General features: G+C 66.5%; 18 protein-coding genes and 1 tRNA gene. 7 read left to right on the top strand and 12 right to left on the bottom strand.

Features of this window, described 5'->3' with window-relative positions:
- The first annotated feature begins 317 nt into the window (after positions 1–317).
- The 3 genes from AB4Y36_RS01500 to AB4Y36_RS01490 are packed head-to-tail and all read left to right on the top strand — an operon-like array spanning position 318 to position 4082.
- On the top strand, positions 318–1031 hold the full coding sequence (locus tag AB4Y36_RS01500) for a hypothetical protein (protein ID WP_368682156.1): 714 nt from the start codon (positions 318–320) through the stop codon (positions 1029–1031).
- Between the two features lies 1 nt (position 1032).
- Positions 1033–2619, top strand: coding sequence for a hypothetical protein (locus tag AB4Y36_RS01495; protein WP_368682155.1), 1587 nt, complete (start codon positions 1033–1035; stop codon positions 2617–2619).
- Positions 2619–4082, top strand: a complete 1464-nt coding sequence (locus tag AB4Y36_RS01490) for a hypothetical protein (RefSeq protein ID WP_368682154.1) — start codon at positions 2619–2621, stop codon at positions 4080–4082. The genes AB4Y36_RS01495 and AB4Y36_RS01490 overlap by 1 nt, the downstream gene beginning before the upstream one ends.
- Positions 4083–4117: 35 nt before the next feature.
- On the opposite strand, the gene AB4Y36_RS01485 is transcribed toward AB4Y36_RS01490, so the two are convergent.
- Positions 4118–4378: an Arc family DNA-binding protein gene (locus AB4Y36_RS01485; RefSeq protein WP_368682153.1), complete on the bottom strand. Its 261-nt coding sequence runs from the start codon at positions 4376–4378 to the stop codon at positions 4118–4120.
- A gap of 155 nt (positions 4379–4533) precedes the next feature.
- On the opposite strand from AB4Y36_RS01485, the gene AB4Y36_RS01480 reads away from it, so the two are divergent.
- On the top strand, positions 4534–4911 hold the full coding sequence (locus AB4Y36_RS01480) for a hypothetical protein (RefSeq protein ID WP_368682152.1): 378 nt from the start codon (positions 4534–4536) through the stop codon (positions 4909–4911).
- Between the two features lie 33 nt (positions 4912–4944).
- On the opposite strand, the gene AB4Y36_RS01475 is transcribed toward AB4Y36_RS01480, so the two are convergent.
- The 4 genes from AB4Y36_RS01475 to pepN all read right to left on the bottom strand — a co-directional run bounded on the left by AB4Y36_RS01475 (position 4945) and on the right by pepN (position 9614).
- On the bottom strand, positions 4945–5136 hold the full coding sequence (locus AB4Y36_RS01475) for a helix-turn-helix transcriptional regulator (protein ID WP_368682151.1): 192 nt from the start codon (positions 5134–5136) through the stop codon (positions 4945–4947).
- 363 nt (positions 5137–5499) lie between these two features.
- Positions 5500–5575: transfer RNA gene (locus AB4Y36_RS01470), tRNA-Thr, on the bottom strand.
- Between the two features lie 66 nt (positions 5576–5641).
- Positions 5642–6658 carry a class 1 fructose-bisphosphatase gene (locus tag AB4Y36_RS01465; RefSeq protein WP_069262667.1) on the bottom strand — a complete coding sequence of 339 codons (1017 nt, stop codon included), beginning with the start codon at positions 6656–6658 and terminating at the stop codon, positions 5642–5644.
- A 265-nt stretch (positions 6659–6923) separates the two neighbouring features.
- Entirely contained in the window at positions 6924–9614 is a 2691-nt protein-coding gene (gene pepN / locus AB4Y36_RS01460; protein ID WP_368682150.1) for an aminopeptidase N, read from the bottom strand.
- A 362-nt stretch (positions 9615–9976) separates the two neighbouring features.
- On the opposite strand from pepN, the gene AB4Y36_RS01455 reads away from it, so the two are divergent.
- Positions 9977–10675: a DUF4136 domain-containing protein gene (locus tag AB4Y36_RS01455; RefSeq protein ID WP_321929933.1), complete on the top strand. Its 699-nt coding sequence runs from the start codon at positions 9977–9979 to the stop codon at positions 10673–10675.
- Between the two features lie 111 nt (positions 10676–10786).
- On the opposite strand, the gene guaD is transcribed toward AB4Y36_RS01455, so the two are convergent.
- From guaD to AB4Y36_RS01420, 7 genes are all read right to left on the bottom strand, one after another.
- Positions 10787–12094 carry a guanine deaminase gene (gene guaD / locus AB4Y36_RS01450; RefSeq protein WP_342948556.1) on the bottom strand — a complete coding sequence of 436 codons (1308 nt, stop codon included), beginning with the start codon at positions 12092–12094 and terminating at the stop codon, positions 10787–10789.
- Positions 12095–12337: 243 nt separating this feature from the next.
- Entirely contained in the window at positions 12338–13399 is a 1062-nt protein-coding gene (locus AB4Y36_RS01445; protein WP_368682149.1) for an adenosine deaminase, read from the bottom strand.
- Positions 13400–13439: 40 nt separating this feature from the next.
- Positions 13440–14498 carry a xanthine dehydrogenase accessory protein XdhC gene (gene xdhC / locus AB4Y36_RS01440; RefSeq protein WP_368682148.1) on the bottom strand — a complete coding sequence of 353 codons (1059 nt, stop codon included), beginning with the start codon at positions 14496–14498 and terminating at the stop codon, positions 13440–13442.
- Between the two features lie 118 nt (positions 14499–14616).
- A complete protein-coding gene (gene xdhB, locus AB4Y36_RS01435) occupies positions 14617–17001 on the bottom strand; it encodes a xanthine dehydrogenase molybdopterin binding subunit (RefSeq protein WP_368682147.1) in 2385 nt (794 codons plus the stop codon).
- Positions 16998–18554: a xanthine dehydrogenase small subunit gene (xdhA, locus tag AB4Y36_RS01430; RefSeq protein ID WP_368682146.1), complete on the bottom strand. Its 1557-nt coding sequence runs from the start codon at positions 18552–18554 to the stop codon at positions 16998–17000. The genes xdhB and xdhA overlap by 4 nt, the downstream gene beginning before the upstream one ends.
- 373 nt (positions 18555–18927) lie before the next feature.
- Positions 18928–19458 carry a disulfide bond formation protein B gene (locus AB4Y36_RS01425; protein ID WP_368682145.1) on the bottom strand — a complete coding sequence of 177 codons (531 nt, stop codon included), beginning with the start codon at positions 19456–19458 and terminating at the stop codon, positions 18928–18930.
- 138 nt (positions 19459–19596) lie between these two features.
- Positions 19597–20976, bottom strand: a complete 1380-nt coding sequence (locus tag AB4Y36_RS01420; protein ID WP_368603978.1) for an amidase — start codon at positions 20974–20976, stop codon at positions 19597–19599.
- A gap of 213 nt (positions 20977–21189) precedes the next feature.
- On the opposite strand from AB4Y36_RS01420, the gene AB4Y36_RS01415 reads away from it, so the two are divergent.
- Entirely contained in the window at positions 21190–22947 is a 1758-nt protein-coding gene (locus AB4Y36_RS01415; protein ID WP_069262658.1) for a cation:proton antiporter, read from the top strand.
- A 133-nt stretch (positions 22948–23080) separates the two neighbouring features.
- The gene (locus tag AB4Y36_RS01410) at positions 23081–24451 is read left to right on the top strand and encodes a gamma-glutamyl-gamma-aminobutyrate hydrolase family protein (RefSeq protein ID WP_069262657.1); all 1371 of its coding nucleotides are present in this window, start codon (positions 23081–23083) and stop codon (positions 24449–24451) included.
- The last annotated feature ends 24 nt before the right edge of the window (positions 24452–24475 follow it).

Below are 24475 nucleotides of genomic sequence, written 5' to 3'. Positions count from 1 at the left end.
GTGCAGGCGCTTTGGGAACAGAGTCAGCGATATCAAGTAGCTTGGGCGCGGACACGGCAAGCCTGGGGACTGCGGGCGCCAATGTTTCCGGTACTGCTGGGGGCGCGGCGGGTGGAGGCGGGACCGGCGCGGCGGGCAGCGGGGGAGGCATCAATGCTGTTGCCAATGCTTCGCAGCTCGGCACGCAGGGCGCGGGAGCAAGCGCGACGGGCGGCGCGGCGACAGGCAGCGTTACGCCTTCGGCGACGGGCGCAGTAAGCAGCAGCATAGCGCCGGCAAACACTATCGGGCCTCTGTCCAGCGATGCAGCGTCGTCGATGGGCATCTCGAGCAATCCATACGGGTTCGTCGCGGATACGAGCGGCGCAACGTCGGGCACGGGCGGTATTTCCGCCGCGCAGGGCGGTGGCCTTGCGGGCTCTACGACTTCGGGCGTGCCACAGGCCGCGGGAGAGGCAGCGCAGGCGGCTGGCGTGGGAAATGCGCCGCAGGCATCCTTTTTGGACAAGGCGCTCGATTTCGTCGTCAACAATCCCGGCAAGGCATTGCAATACGGGTTGCTCGCGAAGAACGCGCTTACGCTTCCAGAAGCGCTTTCGCGCGCGAATACCGCGGCGGGCACGCTGCAAGGCAACGCGAATGCAGGCGCGAACTTCGGCAACACCGGGCTTTCGAACGGTGGCGCGCTGTCGGCCGCGCAGATGCAGGCGCTGCAGGATCAGTACACGCAGCAGCTCCAACAGGGCACAGCCTCGATTCTGCAGAACGCCGTCAATGCCGGGCAGGACCCGAATTCGAGCATCGTGCAGCAGCGCGTGCAGGCCCTGCAGCAGCAGTTGACGACGCAGCTCGAGCAGGCGCAGTTGCAAATCCAGCAGTCGAACGTGAGCCAGGCGCTGGCGGCGCTGGGCGTCTCGAATCAGGCTGCGGGCCAGGTTGCGGGTCAGCAGTATGCGCAAAACACGGGTGCGCAGGCGACGCTTAATCAGACCGGCCAGCTCATTTCGCAACTGAACGCGCTGGGAGGCTGAAATGGCTGATGTCTTGCAACAACCGCAACAGCCCGTGCAGCAGCCGGTGCAACAGCAGCAGCCTGCCGCGCAACCGCCATTGATATCGCAACCGGCGCAACCCGCCAGCATTGCGGGCATGCTTTCTCCCGCACAGATCGCGGCGCGTCAGCAGCAACAGGACCAGGTTGAATCCCAGCACGCGCAGGCCCAGGCAACCGAAGAGAACGCCGCCCTCGGTGCGCTGCAGTCCGCAGAAAACCAGCCGTTGCCCCAGCGGCGCGATGTGCCGTTGCCGACACGGCCGACGCAATCGCCTGTTGACACGAAGGAGCTAAACCAGTTCGCAACGGGCCTGATGGCCATCGCCATGCTTTCGACGATCCGCGGCAATCAGGATCGATGGGTCACGACGCTCAATTCCCTGAACGGCGCCATGTCGGGCTTTCTGCAGGGCAACCAGGCGAAGGCCAAGCAGGCGACGGACGCCTACGATCGTCAGTTCAAGGAAGCAATGACGGTCCAGCAGCAGGCGGACCGGGAGTATCAGGACGCTTTGACGAACCGGAGCCAGTCGATCAACCAGATGTCGCGCAACGTGCAGATGATCGCCCAGAAGTGGGGGCACGTTGCCATGCAGGACGCCGCGCAGCGCCGCAGTGTTGACGGTATGCTCCGTACGGCCGAACAGATGCAGATGGCTAACGAACGCTTGCAGCTGCAGCACGAGGCGATGTCCGAGCGCATGACGATCGCCATGATGGTTCACGGCATGTCGCGCAACGGCCAGCCGTCGACGGGAACGCCTGATGATCGCGCGAACCTCGTTGCGCTGGCGCGAGCAGGTCAACCGCGCACGCAGGTGGTAGGCGGCTACGGACGGCAGGCAACCGAGCTGTGGCGTCAGGTGGAAAGCGACGCAATCGACCAGATCATGAAGGAAAAGCCGGGCATGTCGCGGCAGGACGCGGCGCGCGAATTCGCCTTCGAACAGGTGAACCTCAAGGGCGCGACGGGCAGCGTGCAGCAACTGCAGAAGATGCAGGGCGCGACGGTGCAGGCGGTTTCCCAGCTCGAATTCAACATCCAGAAGACGAAAGAAGCGCTGCAGGACATCCCATCGTCGGATATATCGCCTGTTGTCAACGCGATCGCGCGCGGCGAAGAGAAGTGGACGGGTGACCCGCGTTACAACCGCCTGTTCTACTACATGACGGCGACGGCGCAGGAAAGCGCCCGCATCCTGCAGGGCGGGCAGGCATCCGTTGCGCAGTTGCACGAGGGGGCGCGTGCTGAGGCCAAACAGTGGGCGGACGTCAACATGACACCGCAGTCCTTTGTTGAGGGCGTGGCGCCTGCGATGCTCGAGGAAGGGCGCAAGCGCGTGGATACGTACCGCGAGGCGATCGACTACATGCGCAAGGGCGGCGGCACGGCAGGCCCTGCAGACGGTTCAGCGCCACTGCCCGGTCAGGGGCCGGCGCCCGCTGTAGCTAAGGCGCCGTTGCCGCCCGCCACGAACGCAAAGGGCTGGAAACTCATGAAGGACGCGCACGGCAATATGGCGTACGTGTCGCCTGACCGGAAACAACTTGAAGAGGTGAAGTGATGCCGTTCGATCTTTCAAGCGCGCAACCAGCCGATCAGGGATCGGCCGGCACGGGCGGCTTTGACCTTGCTTCTGCCCAACCTGTCGTGCAACCCGCGGCGCAGGCGCCTGCCGCGCCTTCGATCGGGCAGCAGCTTGCCCGTCAGGCGGGGCTGGGTGCGCGCGCCGGCATTGAGGGCGTGACAGCGATCCCGCAAATCATCACCAACGCAGGCATCGGAGCGTACAACCTCGGCGCGCAGGGTATCAACAAGCTGGCGGGCACGAACATTCCGCCGATGCGCAGTTCGACTGCCGCGCTCGAGGATGCCATGACGCGCCTGGGCCTGCCGCAGCCCAACTCCACGAGCGAGAGGGCCGCAAACGTCGGCATGCAGATGCTGTCGGGCGGGGCTGCGGAGAGTGCAACGCGGCCAATAGAGACGCTAATGGGCGGTGCGGCACCGTCGGCGCAGATTTCGCCCGCCGCACAGGAAGCTCGCGCCGCAGGCTATCGCGTGCCCCCGACGCAGTTGCGGGATACCACGGCCAATCGATACATCGAGGGACTGTCCGGACGCGACCAGATGGCGCGCGCCGCCTCGGTCCGCAATCAGGCTGTGACGAACCAGCTGGCGGCACGTGCGATCGGGTTGCCGGAAAACCGGCAGCTAACAACGGCTGCAATCGATGAGGTTATCCGCCAGCAGGGGCAGGCGTACAACAGCGTGAAAGCCCTTACCCAGCCGATTCGTGCGGATCTGCAGTATCTGAACGAAATCAGCAATCTCGGCAGGCAGTCGCGGGCGCTCGCGCAGCAGTTTCCCCGCACAAGCGGCTCGCGGGAGGTCGAAAACCTCATCGACGATCTATCGCAGTTCTCGTTCAGGCCGGATGCGGCGATCGACAAAATCAAGGAATTGCGGTTCGAGGCCAACGCCAACTTCAAGAACGCGGCCGACCCGGCCCGGTTGAGCCTTGCGCGCGCGCAATCGCAGGCGGCAGATGCACTGGACGGCATTGTGGAGCGCAATCTGCGCAGCTCGGGCAACGCGCAGCTCTATCGCGATTACGTTGCGGCGCGCACGCGTATTGCCCGTGCCTACACGGTGCGCCGGGCGCTGGACGATGCGTCCGGCAACGTGTCGGCGCAAGCGCTGGGCAAGGAAATCGCGAAGGACCGGCCTCTGACCGACGAGCTCCGCACGATCGGCCGCGTCGGCAATGCCTTCCCGCAGGCAACGCGCAGCGCGCAGCGGATCGGTTCTCAGCCAGGCGTCAGTCCGCTCGATCTGTGGGCATCCATGCTCGAGTTGTCACACGGCATCCCCGGCGCCGCGCTGACTGCGCTTGGCGTCAGGCCAGCGCTACGCGGCTTTGCGCTTTCCAATGCCGGCCAGAACCTCGCAGCAAACGGCGTTTCGCCCGCAGCACTCTCCACCTTGCTTGGCACGGGCGCGCCGCTGGTGAACCAAGGGAAGTAGCGAACAAAGCGTCCGGCGCGCGGCTGTGGGGCCACTCACAGCCGGCTCTTGCGCCGCTTGTCGCGTTCATCGAGCACGCCGCCGAGCACTTCGCCGACCTTTTCGGCGAACAGGTCGAGCGTCTGGTTATCCACCTTCACGGTCCGCACCGCCTTGCCTTCCGAGGCCAGGCTTTCTTCAAGCCGTCTCACGACTTCAGCGTTGATAGACCGGCCGTTTTCTGCCGCAAGCTCCGCCAACCGGTCTTTGAGGTCGACCGGGAGGCGCACTTTCATCTGGGGATCTTCTCGAGTCATGCGTAAATCATAATGGACCACGGTGGTGTTGAATAGTGAACCACGGTGGTCCATAATGGTTTCGCTACACGTGAAGCCACTACGGGCCGTTATGTATCAAGTGGCTCGCAGTAAATGTCGATATCCGGGGTATGCCAGGCGTAGGAGGGGCAACTATGAAGACAAAACTGGGATGGGTCGCGCCGGTCGCGGCGGCTCTTTTGTGCACGGCGTGCGGAAGCTTCCAGCTCGGCTATGTGAAGCCTTCACAAGGCCAGAGCCGCGAGCTCATGAACAGCGACATGCTGTTCTGCAAGGACCAGGCGAAAACCGAATCCGAGTCGGGCGGGAATCAGGCTACTGAGTTCCTGCTTGGCGCGACGCTCGTCGGATATCCGGCCGCGCGACAGCACAACATCGACAACCAGCGCGCGGCGTACCGGGTCTGCATGGAGCAGCGCGGCTACGAATACCTGGGCACCGAACCACCGGCGCGGCAGGCGACGAATCCATCCCAGTTGAACAGGTCGGCGCTTTTTCACCTGCCGAACTGAGCGCGCCTCTTTCTCCAGCACGACGCTCGCTCGTCAGAATCGGCTGGTGATGTTCCGCAAAATCCACTGGTCGATCACGTCTCGCTCCCACCGGAAGATCCGTTTACTGAGCTTGAACGGCGCCGGGAAATCCGGCCGTGTCGAGATCGTACGCATAAAGGTACGACGATTGACACGAAGTTTCTCGGCGATTTCCTCAGGCGTATAGAACTCGACAGTCTTCATTTAGCCGTGCTCCCGAGCAGTTCCAGTAGAGGTCGGAGCAGCCACTATAGCGCAGCGCCTCACTCTCAATTTGTGAGAGCTGGAATGTTTTGTTTTGGGGGGAAAGGTGGGGGAGACCCAACTTTCTCGGGCTCGCGTCCCGTTGAGTCCCAAAAGCATTCGGGTCGCATCGGAGTAGGGGTAAGTCCTGGGCGCAGGACGTTAGCTGATGTCTGGTTCCGCAGCACATCGCATGCGGGTCTGGATGCGTCGTAGACCCGGTTGACCGCTTCGCGTTGACGGGAAATTCCTACACAGTGCCTACACGACTCCAGAAAGCAAAAAGCCCAACCGGTTAGGGCTGGGCTAAGTGCTTGAAATCATTGGTGCCGGAAAGAGGAATCGAACCCCCGACCTTCGCATTACGAATGCGCTGCTCTACCGTCTGAGCTATTCCGGCGCGCATCAGAGAAGAAAGATTATAGGAAGTCTCCGCGAACTATGCAAGCCCTTCCATCCTCTTTTTTCATTTTTTCGCTTCGTGGTGGTAGCGCGTGACGCGCTCGACCTCGCTCTTCGAGCCGAGGAACACGGCAACGCGCTCATGCAGGCTCTTCGGCTGGATGTCGAGAATGCGCTCTTCGCCGTTGGTCGCCATGCCGCCTGCCTGTTCGACGATGAACGACATCGGGTTCGCTTCGTACATCAGGCGCAGCTTGCCGGGCTTGGACGGATCGCGCTTGTCGGCCGGGTACATGAAGATGCCGCCGCGGTTCAGAATGCGGTGCACGTCCGCGACCATCGAGGCAATCCAGCGCATGTTGAAGTTCTCGCCGCGCGCGCCGTCCTTGCCGGCGTTCAGCTCGCCGATGTACTTCTGCACCGGCTCATACCAGTGGCGTGCGTTCGACGCATTGATCGCGTATTCGCGCGTCTCTTCCGGGATGCGCATGTCGCTTTGCGTGAGCACCCACGAGCCCAGTTCACGGTCGAGCGTGAAGCAGTTCACGCCGTGGCCGGTCGTGAGCACGAGCACCGTTTGCGGGCCGTACACGGCGTAGCCTGCGGCGACCTGCTTCGTGCCGGGCTGCAGGAACGATTCCTCGGTTGCCTGCTGGCCGTCCGGGCAGCGCAGCACCGAGAAGATCGTGCCGATCGACACGTTCACGTCGATGTTCGACGAGCCGTCGAGCGGATCGAACACGAGCAGGTATTCGCCCTTCGGATAGTTGGCCGGAATCGGGAAGAACGTTTCCATTTCCTCCGAGGCCATCGCGGCGAGGTTGCCGCCCCATTCGTTGGCGTCGAGCAGGATTTCGTTCGAGAGGATGTCGAGGTTCTTCTGCACTTCGCCCTGGACGTTCTCGCTGCCGGCCGTGCCGAGGGCGTCACCGAGCGCGCCCTTGCTGACGTTGAAGCTGATCGCCTTGCACGCGCGCGCGACGACTTCGATCAGAAGACGCAGGTCGGCGGGCAGGTTACTGTGCTGGCGCTGCTGCTCGATCAGGTACTTGGTGAGGGTGGTGCGACGTTGCAAAGCCATTGCAGTACTCCGGATACGCTTAGGGATGTCGCAATTCTACCCGCTCGACTGTGACCGCCCGCCGCACAGCCACGCAAAATAAAGCGCCGGGGCGCCGCTGGGCTTGCTGGAGCGGCTTTTCGCGCGGCGACGGGTCGCTTCACCCCGCCAAAAATAATCGTGAAAAAATGCGCAAAAAAACCGGCGCGAAGGCCGGTTCGTGTATCGCCGCGCGGCGCTGCCCGGCCGCCGCGCGTTGTTCGCCGAATCGCTATGTTTCGTCTGATCAAGCCAGCGCTTTTTCGACGATCTCGCGTACATCGCGCGATTTGGCTTCGGCGGCGACGCGCTCCAGCGCCGCTCGCATCGCGTCACGCAGTGCGGGCGTGAAGCGGCGCCACAGTTCGAGATTGCGGGCGAGGCGCGCCGCGACCTGCGGATTGAGCGCGTCGAGCGCGATCACCTGGTCGGCCCAGAACGCGTAGCCCGATCCGTCGGCGGCATGGAACTGCGCGGGGTTCGCCGCGCAGAAGCTGAAGATCAGCGAGCGTGCGCGGTTCGGGTTCTTGATGTTGAACGCCGGGTGGCCCATCAGCGCGCGCACCGTTTCGATGGTCGGGCGTTGCGCAGTGCCCCGTTGCGTGGCTTGCAGCGCGAACCACTTGTCGATCACGAGCGGTTCCTTCTCGAAGCGCACGTAGAAGTCTTCGAGCGCGCGGCGCGCGACGTCGCCGCCCGTGGCCGCCTGCACGTTCAACAGCGCGGAAAGCGCCGCCGAACGGTCGGTCATGTTGTTCGCGGCGTCGTACTGCGCCGTGGCGAGCCGTACCGCTTGCGCGGAGTCGTCGAGTTCCGGGAGATACGAGAGCGCGAGGTTCTTCAACCCGCGGTGCCCGGCCGCCTCGGGCGTCGGCTCGTACGCGCCAGGCGTGACATTGCGCTCATAGGCCGCGAGCCATTCGCCTTGCAGCGCCGTTGCCAGTTGCTTGCGCACGAACTGGCGCGCGGCATGCACGGCGGCCGGATCGGATTCGGTCATCTGCTCGGCGAGATACGTTTCCGAAGGCAGCATGAGCGCAAGCTCGCGGAACGACGGCGAGAGCGATTCGTCGGTCAGCACGCGGCGGAAGGCATCGACGAGCGCGTCGTTGATGTCGAGCGGCTGGCCCGCGGCGGCGCGCCCGGCGAGCGCGAGCAGTTCGCGTGTGGCGAGGCGCTGGCCCGCTTCCCAACGGTTGAACGCATCGCTGTCGTGCGCGAGCAGGAACGCGAGTTCGTCGTTGCCGTAGTCGTAGTCGACGATGACCGGCGCCGAGAAGTTGCGCAGCAGCGAGGGCAGGGGCTTGGCCATCACATCGGCGAACGTGAAGGTCTGCTGTGTGTCGGTCAACTCCAGCACGCGCGTCGTGCCGTGCGCGGCGGCTTCGCCTTCGAGGCGCAGCGGCAGGTCCGCGCCGTCCGGGCCGATCAGGCCGATCGCAAACGGAATGTGCAGCGGGCCCTTCTGCGTTTCGCGCGCGGCGGGCGAACCGTTGGCGTAGCCCTGCGTGAGCGTCACGCTGTAGCAGCGCGTGCCCTCGTCATAGCTCGTGCTCACGCTCACGCGCGGCGTGCCCGCCTGGCTGTACCAGCGCTCGAACTGCGCGAGGTCGCGGCCATTGGCGTCGGCCATGGCGTGGCGGAAGTCGTCGCAGGTCACGGCCTGGCCGTCGTGGCGCTGGAAGTACAGGTCCATGCCTTTGCGGAAGCCATCGCGGCCGAGCAGCGTTTGATACATCCGCACGACTTCCGCGCCCTTTTCGTAGACGGTCATCGTGTAGAAGTTGTTGATCTCGACGTAGCTCTCGGGGCGCACTGGATGCGCCATCGGGCCTGCGTCTTCGGCGAACTGCATCTGGCGCAGCACGCGCACGTCTTCGATGCGTTTAGTCGCGCGCGCCGCTTCGTTCTCGTCGCCGCCCGACATCGCCGCCGAGAACTCCTGGTCGCGGAACACCGTGAGGCCTTCCTTCAGGCTCAGCTGGAACCAGTCGCGGCAGGTCACGCGGTTGCCGGTCCAGTTGTGAAAGTACTCGTGGCCGACCACGGCCTCGATGTTGGCGAAGTCGACATCGGTGGCCGTTTCCGGATTCGCGAGCACGTACTTCGTGTTGAAGATGTTGAGCCCCTTGTTCTCCATCGCGCCCATGTTGAAGTCGCTCACGGCGACGATCATGAAGCGGTCGAGATCGAGCTCGAGGCCAAAGCGCTGCTCGTCCCAGTGGATCGAGTGGACGAGCGAGTCCATCGCGTGGCGCGTCTTGTCGAGATCGTGCGGCTCGACCCAGACCTGCAGCAGCTTTTCCTTGCCCGAGCCGCTCTGGATGCGCTCTTCCAGCGCCACGAGCTTGCCCGCCACGAGCGCGAACAGATAGCTCGGCTTGCGGAACGGGTCTTCCCATTTCGCATAGTGACGGCCGTCGGGCAGCTCGCCTTCGGCGATCAGGTTGCCGTTCGAGAGCAGCACCGGGTAGGCGGTCTTGTCTGCGCGCAGCGTCACCGTGTAGGTCGCCATCACGTCGGGCCGGTCGAGGAACCAGGTGATGCGGCGAAAGCCTTCGGCTTCGCATTGCGTGAAGAAGTTGCCGCTCGACACGTACAGGCCCGAGAGCGTGGTGTTGGCGGCGGGCGCGCACGCGCCGGTGAGCGTGAGCTCGAAAGTTTCGGGCACGTTCTCGATCGTGAGCCCGTGTTCGTGTGCGCGCACATTCGCGTACGGCTTGCCGTCGATCGCCGCGCCGATGAATTCGAGTTGCTCGCCCATGAGTTCGAGATGCGCGGTGGGCTGCGCATCGGGATTGCGACGCACGCGCAACGTGCTCTTGACGATCGTGCGCTCGGGCACGAGGTCGAATTCGAGGTCGACGGTATCGATCAGAAACGCGGGCGGCGCGTAGTCTTCGCGGCGGATCACGGTGGGCGTGGCGGTATCGGACATGGTCTGGATAGGGGCGGGTCGGATCGGGGGGGATCGCTCGGTGTTGATCGAATGGGCCGGCCGCGGCGGCGTGTGCGCCCGCGGGCGCTGCCTGCCGTCGCGGGAGCGCGGCGGATCGCCCCATTGTACAAAGGCTCGGGCCGCTTTGTCCGTCGGGGCACGGCCGCCGAACTTTCGCGCCGGGCCGCGAGTCAGTATGATCAGGCCCTGCCGCGCGGCTGGCGGAGCGCAAAACAAGACACGACCGGCGCGCAATGCGCACGGAGCGGATACGGAATAAGCGCGGCGCAACGATCGTATCGGAGAGAGCGGCCCCCACGACTGCACTTTTCCAACTGAAGCAACACTGCTATGAGAAGACCATGATGCACGACAGATGGACCCGCCGCGCCCTCCTGATGCTGGCGGCGCTCGCTCTCACGCTCTCCGGCTGCACGACGTACGTGACGAGCCAGGTGACCGCCTTCTCCGCATGGGACGGCGGCAGCGACGCCACGCGCACCTTCGCGTTCAAACGCAGCCCCGAGCAGAACCAGAGCATCGAGCAGAGCACCTACGAGCAGTTCGTGGCCAACGGGCTCGCCATGCACGCGTTCCGCCTCGTGCCCGAGCCGCAGGCGCGCTATCTGGTGGGCCTCGCCTACGGCAGCCGCACCGACACGGTGACGGTCGCGCAGCCCGTGTTCTACAACCCCTGGCCGGGCCCGTACTGGGGGCCGTGGAACCCGTGGGGCGCGTGGGGACCGTATCAGCCCGCCTACGTCAACCAGAGCTATCCCGTGTATTCGCATGCGCTAGGCATTCGCATCACGGAAAAGGCGAGCGGCAAGGAGGTCTATAACGTGCAGGCGCGCACCTCGGGCGACGATCCCTCGCTCGTGCGCGTGATGCCTTTTCTCGTGCAGAGCGCGCTGGGGAATTTCCCGCTGGCCAATGGCACGGTCACGGAGGTCAAGATCCCGGTCGGCAAGAACGGCGGCGCTCCGAACGAGACAGCCGCGGCCCCGGCGGGTGCGGGACAGGGCGGGGCGGCCGCGACGGGGAACGCGCCGGCGAAATAGGCGCGTATCGTCGTGCCCGCCCAGTAAGCGACGCGCCGGGCCTCGCGTCCGGCGCCGAGGCGCGGATTGCAGTCTGACGCTTTTTCCTGTAACCCGCGCCGGGCGGGGCCTTCAGCGCCGCGCGCCGTCGCGGCTGTGCACGCGCTTGCCTGCCGCGTAGGTCTCGAACACGGCGCGGTCGTCGCCGAGCAGGGCGAGCGCGAACAGCAACTCCTCGAGCGATTCGGCGCGCGCCGTGCGCCGCGCGAGCAGCGGCGTGGCCTGCGCATCGAGCACGACGAAGTCCGCTTCGCTGCCGGGCGCGAGCGTGCCGATCTTGTCGGCGAGATCGAGCGCCTGCGCCGCGCCCGCGGTCGCGAGCCAGAACATGCGCGTGGCCGTGAGGTGGTGGCCGCCCATGCGCGCGACCTTGTGCGCCTCGTTCATGGTTTGCAGCATGGAGAACGAGGTGCCGCCGCCCACGTCGGTGGCGAGCGTGACGGGCATCGACGATTCGCCCGCCTTGTCGAAGTCGAACAGACCGCTGCCGAGGAACAGGTTCGAGGTCGGGCAGTGCGCGGCGACGGTACCCGTATGCGCCATGCGGCGGCGGTCTTCGTCGTCGAGCCAGATGCAGTGGCCATACACGGCCCGCTTGCGCAGGAGTCCGTAGTGATCGTACACGTCGAGGTAGCTGCGATGGCCCGGGAACAGTTCCTTGACCCACTTCACCTCGTCCGGGTTTTCGGCCACGTGGCTCTGGATGAAGATATCGCCATGCGCCTTCGCGAGCGCGCCGCACGCCTCGAGCTGCGCTTCGGTCGAAGTGGGCGCGAAGCGCGGCGTGAGCGCATACATCTGGCGCCCGCGGTTGTGCCAGCGCCCGATTAGCTCGGCGCTGTCGTCGTAGCCCGTTTGCGGCGTGTCGCGCAGGAACTCGGGGCAATGGCGGTCCATCAGCACCTTGCCCGCGACCATGCGCAGGTTCTTCGCTTCGCTCGCGGTAAAGAGCGCGTCGGCGGACTGCTTGTGGACGGTGCAGTACACGAGCGCCGTAGTCGTGCCGCAGGCGAGCAGCTCGTCGACGAAAAAGCGCGCCGTGTCCTGCGCCACCGCTTCGTTTTCGAAGCCGCGCTCGGTCGGGAACGTGTATGTGTTCAGCCACGGCAGCAGACCCGGCGCGGGCGAGGCGATCATGTCCGTCTGCGGGTAGTGGATGTGCGTGTCGATGAAGCCCGGCACGATCAGCTTGTCGCGCAGATTGTGGACCGTCGCGTTTTCATCGACGCGCGACTTGAGCGCGGACCACGCGCCCGAGGCGACCACGTGGCCGTCTTCGACGATCACGACGCCGTCCTCGTCAAAGACAGCGGCGTCGGACGATTGCGCAGGGTCGCCTGTGAACGTCAACAGTTTCGCGCGGTAAGCCGATTGAGTCATGGGAACTTCGTCTCCGAAAAATTCAGGTATTCGTCCAATGCATGCCCCGCATGACGCGTGCCGCTCCTGAAAACGTGTCGACCAGAGTTGGCGCTTCAGCGCTTACTCTGGTCCCATGCCAGAAGGGCACGCGCGAGGGCCCACGGTCCGGCGCTCGCGCGCTGGACCGGATTCGTGTGACAGCCCGGGCTGGGGCTTGCTGTGCGGACGAGTCCGCTTTTCAGTTTGCGCCTGAGTCGACGCTTAAGCCGTTGCGCGACGCCAGTTCGCGTCGAGCTTCGCGATCAGCGCGGCGCGCTCTTCGGGCGTGACGAACGACGCCTCGAAGCCGTTGCGCAGGATCGTGTATACCTCGTCGTCGTCGAGCTCGAGCGCTTCGATGATGGCGCGGTAGTTCTCGTTGACGTAGCCGCCGAAGTAGGCGGGATCGTCGGAATTGACGGTCACTGCGACGCCCTTGTCGAGCAGGGCCTTGAGCGTGTGCTGCGTCATGTCGTCGAACACGCACAGCTTGGTGTTCGAGAGCGGGCATACCGTGAGCGCCACGCGCGTGTCGGCCAGACGCGTGACGAGCGCCGCGTCTTCGATGCTGCGCACGCCGTGATCGACGCGGTCGACCTTGAGCAGGTCGAGCGCTTCGTAAATATAGGAGGGCGGGCCTTCCTCGCCTGCGTGCGCGACGAGCTTCAGCCCCAACGCCCGCGCCTTCTCGAACACGCGCTCGAATTTCGAAGGCGGATGACCGCGCTCCGACGAGTCGAGGCCCACGCCGATCAGGCGCGCATAGCGCTCGAACAGCGGGCGCGCGGCTTCAAAGGTGGCGAGCGCATCGGCTTCGCTCAGGTGGCGCAGGAAGCACAGGATCAGCTTGCTCGTGAGGCCGCGCTTTTCGGCGTCGCCAAGCGCACGGTCGATGCCCGCGACCACGGTTTCGATAGGCACGCCGCGTTCGGTGTGCGTTTGCGGATCGAAGAAAATTTCGGTGTGCACGACGTTGTCGGCGCGCGCGCGCTCGCAGTACGCCATCGTCATGTCGTAGAAGTCCTGCTCCGAGAGCAGCACGCTCGCGCCCGCGTAGTAGATGTCGAGGAACGACTGGAGGTCGGTGAACGCGTAGGCGGCGCGCAGCGCGTCGATCGAGTCGTAGGCGAGCTTCACGTTGTTGCGCTGCGCGAGCGCGAAGATCAGCTCGGGTTCGAGCGAGCCTTCGATATGGATGTGCAGCTCGGCCTTCGGCGCATTGGCGGCCTTTTCGACGAGCGCCTTTGCGTTGGCGGCGGTGTTCGCGGTGGTCGTGATCGTCATGTTAGGTTCGATTCGCTTATGGGTTCTTCAGTGTTTGACATCACGCGGAATGGGTGGCGGGGGCATGCGCCGCGCTCGCCCGCTTCGCCGCTTCGATCGCCTGCAGCAGTTGCGCGGCGGCCGACACGGCGATGACTTCGGGCGACTTGTCGACGATACCGTCCACGCCGAGCGGGCAGTGCATGCGCGCGATCTGCATGGGATCGATGCCGCGCGCGGCGAGCCGGTGCTCGAACTGCTTGCGCTTCGTGTGCGAGCCGATCATGCCGAAGAACACGAAGTCGCCGCGGCGAAGGATGCGCTCGGCGAGATCGAGGTCGCGCGAATGATCGTGCGTCATCACGATGAAGCTCGTGCCGGGCGGGGCCGTGTCGACGGCTTCGTCGGGCGCGTCGTTGGCGTCGATCGCCACGTTGGGCGCGTTCAGCAGCGCGAACGCCTCGGGCGTCGGAAACGCCGCGTCGCGCTCATCGACCCACAGCACACGGCAGGGCAGCGTGCCGAGCACACGCACGAGGGCCGCGCCCACGTGGCCCGCGCCGAACAGCACGACGGGAAAGTCGTTCGGCGCGATGGTTTCGGTCAGGAGCAGCGCGCCGCCCGTTTCCCAAAGCAGGCAGTCGGGCGCTTCCACGCCCGGTTCCGGCTCGGACAGCATGGCCGGATCGGCCGCGGTGCCTTCGCCCTCCGGGCTCCCGTTCCGCGAGGAGCGAAATGATACGCTACGCACGGTCGAAGCGCCTGCCGCGAGGCGGCGCGCGAGCGTGGCGAGCCAGCCGAGGTCGGCCACGTCGAGGCGCTCGAACGCGAGCACCACGGCGCCGCCGCAGCACTGGCCGAGGCTCGGCCCGAGCGCGAGACGCTCGAGGCGCCGCGCGTGCGGCGTGCGCATGCCGTCGCGCAGCACCTGGCGCGCGATTTCGATGGCCTTCCATTCGAGGTGGCCGCCGCCGATGGTGTGGCGGGCCGCTTCGCGCGTGACGATCATCTTCGTGCCGGCCTCGCGCGGCGCCGATCCCTCGACGCGCGCAACGGTGACCAGCACGGCGGCGTCGCCGTGCGCGAGCAGTTGCTGCAGATCGGAAAGCCAGGCTTGCATCTGGCGCTTCTCCCTACGGGGCGGCACGTTCTTGCCTGTGCCGCCGGTTAGTCTTCGTGGCTTCGCGCGGGCTGCGCTTCGCGGTTGGAGTGTGCGAGGCGCCGGCCGGTTCGCGCGGTCAGTTCATTTTGCGGTGGTTTTCCCGCAGCGCGTCCAACGCATCGAGAATCGCTTCAGGCGTCGCGGGCGCACGCAGCGGCGCGGCCTCGCGCGCCTCGGGCACCGCCGCGCCCACGGCCTCGCGAATCGCGAGAAATACCGAGAACGGCAACAGCAGGGGCGGTTCGCCTACGGCCTTCGAGCGGAACACCGTCGGTTCCACGTTGTCGTTGCCGCCGCTGCGATAGAGCCTCACGTCGAACGCCTCTGGCGTGTCGCTCACCGCCGGAATCTTGTAGGTGGACGGGGCATGCGTCATGAGCCGCCCGTCGCGGTTCCACCAAAGCTCCTCTGTTGTGAGCCAGCCCATGCCCTGGATGAAGCCGCCTTCCACCTGGCCGAGGTCGATGGCCGGATTGATCGACTGGCCCGCGTCGTGCAGCACGTCGGCGCGTACGAGCTTCCATTCGCCTGTGAGCGTATCGACGACCACTTCGGACACCGCTGCGCCATAGGCGAAGTAATAGAACGGATGGCCGGTCAGCGTACGTGCGTCCCAATGCACTTTGGGCGTGGCGTAGAAGCCATCGGACCACAGTTGCACCCGCTTCATGTACGCGAGTTCGACGAATTCGCCAAAGGCGATTGCCGTGCCGTTCGCTCGCACCTGGCTATCTTCGAACGCGACGTCTTCGGGCGAGCCGCCGTATTGCGCCGCCGCGAAGGCCGCGAGGCGCGCGCGGATCGTGAGCGCGGCGTCTTCGGCGGCCTTGCCGTTGAGATCGCTGCCCGTGGAGGCGGCCGTCGCCGACGTATTGGCGACCTTCGAGGTATCGGCGGCGCTCACGCGCACGCGTGCGAGCGGCAAGCCGAGCGTGCCCGCCACGACCTGCGCGACCTTGGTGTTGAGCCCCTGGCCCATTTCGGTGCCGCCGTGGTTCACGAGCACCGAGCCGTCGCGGTACACATGCACGAGCGCGCCCGCCTGGTTCAGATGCGGCACGTTGAACGAGATGCCGAACTTGACCGGCGTGAGCGCCAGGCCGCGCTTGAGCACGGGGCTCGTGCGGTTGGACGCGGCGATGGCCGCGCGGCGCTCGTGATAGCGGCTCGACGCGAGCAGTTCGTCGGTCAGCGGTGCGAGCACGTTGTCCTCCACGCGCTGGCCGTATGGCGTGACATCACGCTGGCCGATGCCGTAATAGTTCGCGCGCCGCACATCGAGCGGATCGCGGCCCAGTGCGCGCGCGATCTCGTCGAGCATCACCTCCATCACGAGCGCGCCTTGCGGGCCGCCGAAGCCGCGAAACGCGGTGTTCGACTGCGTGTTCGTCTTGCAGCAGAGCGCGACGATTTCGACATCCGAAAGAAAGTAGGCGTTGTCGAAGTGACATACCGCGCGCGTGGCGACCGCGCCCGAAAGATCGGCCGAATAGCCCGCGCGCAGCGCGATCTCGACGCGCGCGCCGAGCAGCCGTCCTTCGTCGTCGTAGCCCGCCTCGTACGTGTAGAGCGCGTCGTGGCGCTTGCCCGTGATCATGAAGTCGTCGTCGCGATCCGCGCGCAGTTTCACGGGCCGCTGCAGCTTGTGCGCCGCGAGCGCGGCGACGCACGCGAACAGCGCCGACTGCGATTCCTTGCCGCCGAAGCCGCCGCCCATGCGCCGGCATTCGCAACTCACGCGATGCGCGGGCCAGCCGAGCAGATGCGCGACGACCTGCTGCATTTCGCTCGGGTGCTGTGTCGAGCTGTAGACGAGCATGCCTGTCTGCTCCTGCGGGAGCGCATAGGCCACCTGGCCTTCGAGATAGAACTGCTCCTGGCCGCCCACGGCAAACGTGCCCGCGAGGCGATGCGGCGCCGCGGCGAGCGCGGCATCGGGTGCGCCGCGCACGAGACGCAGAGGCGGCAGCACGTAATGCTGGCGCGTGCGCGCCTCTTCGATGCTGAGAACGGGTTCGAGCGGCGCGTAGCGCACGACGTCTTCGCTGGCGGTGAGCGCTGCAGCGCGGCGTGCGAGCTCGTGGCTCGTGGCGATCACCGCGAACACGGGTTGCCCGAGATATTGCACGACGTCGCTCGCGAGCACTGGATCGTCGTGCACGACCGGGCCGCAGTCGTTCTCGCCGGGGATGTCGGCGGCAGTGAGCACCGCAAGCACGCCCGGCGACGAGCGCACACGGTCGAGATCCAGCGCGACGATGCGCGCGTGCGCATGGCGCGCAAGGCCGAGCGCCGCGTGCACGGTGCCGTGCAGTTCGGGGATGTCGTCAGTGTAGCGCGCCTCGCCGCTCACGTGCGCATCGGCGGATTCATGCGGCAGCGGCGCGCCGAGCGCGCGCTCGTGGGCGTGCTCATCGCCTTGCTGCGGGCGCATGACGAGCGCTTCGGCCTGATCGTTCATGGCGTGACTCCCGCGGCTGCAGTGCCCTGGTCATCGTCGTCGCCTTCGGCGAAAGCGAACGCGTTGACGTCGCACAGCGCGAGCGGGGCCTCGTCGCGCGTTTCGAGCCAGCAGCGCCACAGCAGATTGCGCGCGACCTTCAGGCGATAGGTACTGCTCGCGCGCATGTCAGTGAGGGGCTGATAGTCGGTGGCGAGCGCATCCATCGCGCGCTGCGCACTGGCCTCGTCCCAGCGTGCGCCGGTGAGCGCGGCTTCGGCAAGCGCGGCGCGCTGCGGGATCGCGGCCATGCCGCCGTAAGCGATACGTGCGCTCGCGAGTGTGCCGTCCTCGCGCACGTCGAGTGCGAACGCGGCGCACACCGCCGAGATATCCTGGTCGTAGCGCTTCGAGACCTTGTAGGTGCGAAAGCGCAGTGTCGGCGCGGGGCGCGGCACGCGGACCGCTTCGACGAATTCGCCCGCTTCGAGCGCGTTCTGCTGGTAGCCCGTGTAGAAGGCCGTGAGCGGCAGCGTGCGCACGTGCGCCGCGCGGCGCAGCACGAGCGTGGCATCGAGCGCGAGCAGCGCGGGCATGGAGTCGCCGATCGGCGAGCCGTTCGCGACGTTGCCGCCGAGCGTCCCCGCATTGCGAATCGGCAGCGAGGCGAAGCGCGCCCACAGTTCCGCGAGTTCGGGGTAGTCGATGGCGAGCGCGGCGTAGGCAGCTTCGAGCGAGACGGCCGCGCCGATCGTGAGCGTCTGCGCGTCGCGCGAAACGCTCGTCAGTTCCGCGACGTTGCCGGTGTAGATGAGGTCGCCCAGGTCGCGGAACTGCTTCGTGACCCACAGGCCGATATCGGTGCTGCCCGCGAGCACCCGCGCGTCAGGATGCGCCGCACGCAGCGCCGCGAACGCGGCGAGCGTGCGCGGCGCGTAGAACGTGCTTTCACCGTGCGCGGCGCCTCGCACGTCGGGGCCGCGATATTCGAAGGTGCCGGTGCGCTGCAGCGCGCGCAGCTGCGCTTCGACGCGAGCGCGATCGAGCGCCACGCGTGCATGGCAGGTTTCGTCGAACATGCGCAGCGACGCTTCGATGATCGGCCGGTAGCCGGTGCAGCGGCAGAGGTTGCCCGAGAGCGCCTCGTTGATCTCCTCGCGGGTCGGCAGGCCCGCACCGATGGGCTGGTTCTCGTAAAGCGCCCACATGGACATGACGAAGCCCGGCGTGCAGAAGCCGCACTGCGAGCCGTGGCAATCGACCATCGCCTGCTGGACCGGGTGCAGTGCGCCGTCCGGCTGGCGCAGGTCTTCGACGGTATAGAGCGCGCGGCCGTCGAGGGTCGGCAGGAACTGGATGCAGGCGTTGACGGCCTTGAGCGCGAGATGACCTTCGCTGTCGAGTTCACCCACGACGACCGTGCACGCGCCGCAGTCGCCCTCCGCGCAGCCTTCCTTGGTGCCGCAGGCATGCAGATCCTCGCGCAGATGCTGAAGCACCGTGCGCGTGGGAGGCAGGTCGCGCACTTCGTGCACGGCGCCTCGGTGGAGGAAGCGGATGGTTTGCGTTGTCATGGTGAACCCGGGGACATTGCGGATCAGGCGCGCGTTACGAGAGGGGCGCGCCAACACCGGCCTCGCGCACGTAGATCGCCATCCAGTTCCGAAGATAGCACCGCTTGCCGCAGGAAAGTATTTCCCCCGCAAGATGGGGGTTATGTGACTTGGGTCATGACACCGTCACAGCGCGCACGGCGGCGCAACGCCGTTGCTTGCGGCAATCGCGCCCGGATGGCCGGGGAAGGTGCGCAAGTCGTGCGCGATTCGATGCTACGGTGCAAGGCTCACGCTCGCCTCGCGCTGGCGGGCGGGCCGCCCGATGGCTGGGCGGCGCAAGCGTTTGAAGAGCCGGCGGAGCCTGAAATGGCGCGGTGCGCCCTTTGACCGGTCAGCGGCGGATGCCGGGCCACGACACCTGGCGGCGCCGGTTGCGCCACAGGCTCAGGATCACGGCCAGGAACACGATGATGAAGGCGAGCAGCGACCACACCGGCATGGTCAGGCCGAGCGTCGGCGGATAGGTGGTTTCGCAAAGACCCTGGACCTTGAACACGCCTGGCAGCCAGTGCGCGAAAGGCAGGCTATCGACAACGGGCTGCAGCGTGTCGAAACCGCAGCTGTAGTTGGGGAACGCCTGCACCCAGACGAGCTTCGCGGACGCGACCGCGCCGCCTGCCGCCGAAAGCACCACGAGCGCTTCGAGCACGCGCACGCCGCGCCAGCTCGTCATACGCGCGCCGAGAAAGGCGAAGACCGCAATCAGGATCAGGAAATAGCGCCCCAGGATACACAGCGGGCACGGGTCCTGATGCTCGACATACTGGAAGTACAGGGCGCCGCCCAGGAGCGCGAGGCAGATCAGGCCAAGGAGGACCAGCAGGCCGCGCTCGCGGCGCAACAGCGCGTTATCGTCGTTCATGAGGCTCGTTCGTTCGGGTTATCTGGCGCAGCGCACGGGCGGCTGCGACGGCGTGACGGGATTCTAGCGCGAAGGTTGCGCGCGGCGCGGACGTGTCCTTGCCCGCGCGCAGGGGGGCTCAAGCGATTTCCGCTCAAATCAGCGCAGCGGCGCGAGCACGGCCTCGACGCCGCGGCCAATGGCGAGCAGCGCGTCATCGTTGTCGGGCGCGGCGGCGAGCATCAACCCGACTGGCGCTGCGCCGTAGTGGTGGCATGGCAGCGAGAGCGCGCAGGCATCGAGGAAGTTGAACGCGCTCGGGTTGCGCAGCACGAGTGCATTAGTGCGCGCGAAGACATCGTCGTCGGCGGCAAGCGGGGCGACGGGCGGCGGCGCGATGGGGACGGTCGGCGCGATCACGGCGTCGAAGCGCGACCAGAGCGTAGCCTGCGCCTCGGCCATGACCGACGCGCGCGCGGCGATCAGATCCAGATAGTCGACGGCCGTCGCGTGCTCGCCCTTCAGGATGCGCACCAGCACGCGCGGGTCGTACTGGTCCCGATGCTTCGCAATCAGCTCGCGGTGCCATGCATACGCTTCCATCGGCGAGAAGCCGATGCGGTTGATCTCGGCGAAGCGCTCGAACGCGGCGAAGCGGACTTCGCTCACGATCGCGCCGGCCGCATCCAGATGCTTGAGCGCCGTATCGATCGTTTCCGCGACTTCGGGGTCTACGTCGTCGGTCACGTAGTGGGTGAGCACGCCGAGGCGTACGCCTTCGAGGTGGCGCGTGGCCGGCACGTGCGGCGCCAGCCCGGCGAGCACGCGGTCCGTGAGCGCGCAGCACGCCACCGTGTTGCCGATCGGGCCGAACGAGTCGAGCGTGGGGGAGAGCGGCACGCCGCCCGTTTTCGGAATGCGCCCGGCGGTGGGCTTGAAGCCCGTGAGACCGCAGAACGCGGCGGGAATGCGAATGGAGCCGCCGGTGTCGGTGCCGAGCGCGACGGCGGCCATGCCGTCCGCGACCGAGGCCGCCGCGCCCGAGGACGAGCCGCCCGCCACGCGCGCGTCGCCTGCCACGCCGCGGCGCCAGGGCGAGAGCGGCGTGCCGTAGTGCGGATTCAGGCCGAGCCCCGAGAACGCGAATTCACTCATGTTGGTGCGGCCGACCAGCACTGCGCCCGCATGGCGCAGCCGCGCGACGACGGTGGCGTCCTCTTTGGCGGGCGCCGCGTTCGCGAGCGCCGTGGAGCCCGCGCGCGTGACTTCGCCCGCCACGTCGAAAAGATCCTTCACCGAGACGGGGATGCCCGCGAGCGGCGAAAGCACCGTGCCGGACGCGCGCAGGCGGTCGTGCGCGTCGGCGGCGGCGCGCACGCGCTCGGCGTCGACCTCCGTGAAGACGGTCGCGCCCTGGCCGGCCGGGTCGGCGATGCGCTCGAGCGCGGCTTCGGCGAGCGCGCGGCTCGTCGTGCGGCCCGCGGCGAGATCGGCCGCGAGCTGGGCGAGGGGAGGGAACGGGGTAAAAGCGGTGGTCATGGCGGCGGAAGACTCGGTCAATGCGCGGCGGCGCGCTGCGCGAAGTTCAGCAAAGCAGGCGGGCGGCCCGCCGGCGAAGGGCGCCGAGGGCGGTCGGCGCCTGCAAGGGTCGCATCATTGTAGGTCGGCTTTTTTCCTCGCGTGCGATTTGGCTCACGCCGTGCATCGGGTAACATGCTCAGACTCGATAGCTATTTGTAAGGAAAGACCTTCATGCACCACGGAATCGGCTTCATTCAGGACCTGGCAGTCGTGATGGCGCTCGCAGGCGTCGTCACCGTGCTGTTTCATCGCCTGAAGCAGCCGGTCGTGCTCGGCTATATCGCGGCGGGCGTGATCATCGGGCCGTACACGCCGCCGTTCCAGCTCATTCACGACGAGCAGACCATCCAGACGCTCGGCGAGCTCGGCGTGGTGTTCCTGATGTTCTCGCTCGGGCTCGAATTCAGCCTGCGCAAGCTCTTCCAGGTGGGCGCGACCGCCATCGTCGCGGCGCTCTCGGAAATCGTGCTGATGCTGTGGATCGGCTACGAGATCGGTCGCGCGTTCGGCTGGGCCACGATGGATTCCCTGTTCCTCGGTGCGATTCTCGCCATCTCTTCGACCACGATCATCGTCAAGGCGCTCTCCGATCTCGGCGTGAAGCGCGAGCCGTTTGCGCAACTCGTGTTCGGCATCCTGATCGTCGAGGACATTCTCGGCATTGCCATGCTCGTGCTGCTGGGCGGCATCGCGCAGACGGGCGAGCTTTCGCCGGGCATCGCACTCATCACGCTCGGCAAGCTGCTGCTCTTCATGCTGGTCTCGCTGCTCGCGGGCATCCTGATCGTGCCGCGCGTGCTCGGCTACATCGCGCGCGTGGGCAACGACGAGATGCTGCTCGTCTCGGTGCTGGGCTTTTGCTTCGGCTTTTGCCTGCTGGTCGTGAAGCTCGACTATTCGATCGCGCTCGGCGCATTCCTGATCGGCGCGGTCATGGCCGAGTCGCGCCATCTGCACCGCATCGAGCATCTCGTCGCGCCGCTGCGCGATGCGTTCTCCGCCATCTTCTTCGTGACGATCGGGCTCATGCTCAACCCGCTCGTGCTGGTCGATTACGCCTGGCCGATCGCCGTGATCTCGATTGCCGTGGTGCTCGGCAAGCTCGTGTCGTGCGGCCTCGGCACCTTTCTCGCGGGCCGCGACGGGCGCACCGCCATGCGCGTGGGCATGACCGTCTCGCAGATCGGCGAGTTCTCGTTCATCATCGCCTCGCTCGGACTCACGCTGAAGGTGACGAGCGGGTTTCTCTATCCGATCGCCGTGACCGTCTCGGCCATCACGACGCTCACCACGCCTTACCTCATCCGCATTGCCGATCCGCTCTCGCAGCGCCTCGCGCGCGCCATGCCGCCCGCCGTCTCGAACGTGTTCGGCATGTACAGCCAATGGCTGCGCTGCCTCGTGCCGCGCTCGGACGGGCCGACGATCTTTTCGCTCACGAAGCGCATCGTCGTGCAGATTGCCGTGAATCTCGCGCTCGTCTCGGCGATCTTCATCGGCGTGTCGTATGGCGCGCGCTACGCGTCGCCGTTGCTTGCACACTGGATCGGCGACGAGCGCATTCAGCGCGTCGTGCTCTGGAGCGCCGCGCTCGTGCTCGCGATGCCGTTTCTCGTGGCGGTGTGGCGCAAGACGCAGTCGCTCGCGCTGTTGCTCGCCGAAGTGAGTGTGCAACCGGAGAAGGCAGGGCGCTTCACACGTGCGATTCGTCATGTGATTGCGGAACTGGTGCCCGTGGTCTCGATGTTCGGCGTGTTCCTGCTCGTGGCGGCGCTCTCGGGGACGATCCTGCCGCCCACGGGGTTCCTCGTCGGCGTGCTGGTGTGCGCGGCGGCGCTGACCATGCTGCTGTGGCGCTGGTGCGTGAGGATCCACGCGTCGATGCAGATTGCGTTGCGCGAGACCTTCGACGAGCGTCCGGATGCCTGACCTGAGCACGGTCGAGACGCCGCTGGTGTGACGGGATGTGAGCAATTGTGTGCGGGGGTGGCGGCGGCGTGCCGTGCGACGGATAATCAAAGCCTGTTCATTCGTTCGCGCGCCGCGCGCCTGACCCCACGTCATGAGCGATAACAAATCAGACCAACCCGAGGTCCCTGACGGCGCAAGCCGTCCTGCCGATGCCGGTCCCGCCGGCGCTCCCGCGGCCCCGTCCTCTCCTCCCGCCGGTTCTCCCGGCACTTCTGCTGGTTCTCCCTCCGCATCGCCCTCCGGTTCACCCTCTGGGGAGGCCGCGCAACGTGCCTCGACCGACGCGCCCGAAAGCGCTTCGACCGTTACGCCCAGCGCTGGGGGGGCAGCAGCGGCTTCCACGCCCGGCGAGTTGCCGAAGCAGACGCCGGCGGGTACGACGCCGAGTATTCCGATCAGCGAAACCGCCGAGGCCGGCAAGGCCGCGCCCGCGCCGGCCCCGCATACCGAACCGGCGAGCACGGGCGAGGCGGCAGCGTCTGCTGCGCCGCAACGTCCTGGTGCCGCGCCGGCCGGCTTCGGCCAGGCACCCGACTTTACGGCACATCATCCTCCGCCGCCCGGTGCCATTCCGCCGGAACCGCCGCGCTATCTGCGCGCGAGCGATTCGGCCTGGGCGGTGTTCGGCCGCATCGTCGTGGCGCGAGCGCGGCAACTGTTCGACCGCGCCGGACAGCGCATCACGCAGCGCACGCTGCGCATCGGCGTCTCGGCGCGGATCTTCCACCCGGAGCCGGGCGCGCAAGGGCTGCGCGGCAAGACGTTGCAGTACCTGGAGGAATCGATCGCACACTGGGTGATGTCCCGGGACGTCATCGTGTTCATGATTCCGACGGTCGGGCACCAGGGGATGCTGCACCCGAGCAATATCCGCCTGCGCGATTACGCGAAGCACCTCGATGGCCTGCTGCTCCAGGGCGGCGCCGACGTCTCGCCGCAGACGTATGCGGAAATCTCGCCACGCCCCGAATGGCCGGGCGACCGTGTGCGCGACATGTACGAACTCGAACTGCTGCATGAGTTCGTCGAATCGGGCAAGCCGGTGCTGGGCGTGTGCCGCGGCTGCCAGCTCATCAACGTGGCGTTCGGCGGCACGCTTTACCAGGACATCGCGAGCGACGTGCCGACGGCCGGCGTGCACGTGAGCGAGCATTACGACCAGCATCGACACGCGGTCACGTTCCCGGAGGGCTCGACGTTCGCGACCATGTTCCCGGGGCGGCGCGAGGCGATCGTCAACTCGATTCACCATCAGGCCGTGAGGAATCTCGGACGCGACCTGACCGTCGAGGCCGTTTCGGCGGGCGACGGGCTCATCGAGGCGGTGCGTTACCGGCGCTCGCCGTTCGTCGTGGGCGTGCAGTGGCACCCGGAGTTCCATCGCGCAGGCGGTCCCGAACTGCTCGACTGCACGCCGCTGCTCGACACCTTCTTGCGAACCGCGCGCGAAACCCGCTTCTGATTGCCAACCACGCTGCAACCCCAT

The sequence above is a fragment of the Paraburkholderia sp. BR10936 genome, assembly GCF_040965735.1.
GTDB classification, from domain to species: Bacteria; Pseudomonadota; Gammaproteobacteria; order Burkholderiales; family Burkholderiaceae; genus Paraburkholderia; species Paraburkholderia nodosa_A.
The sequence above is the reverse complement of the archived record's forward strand: the minus strand, read 5'-3'. Positions and strand labels throughout refer to the sequence as shown.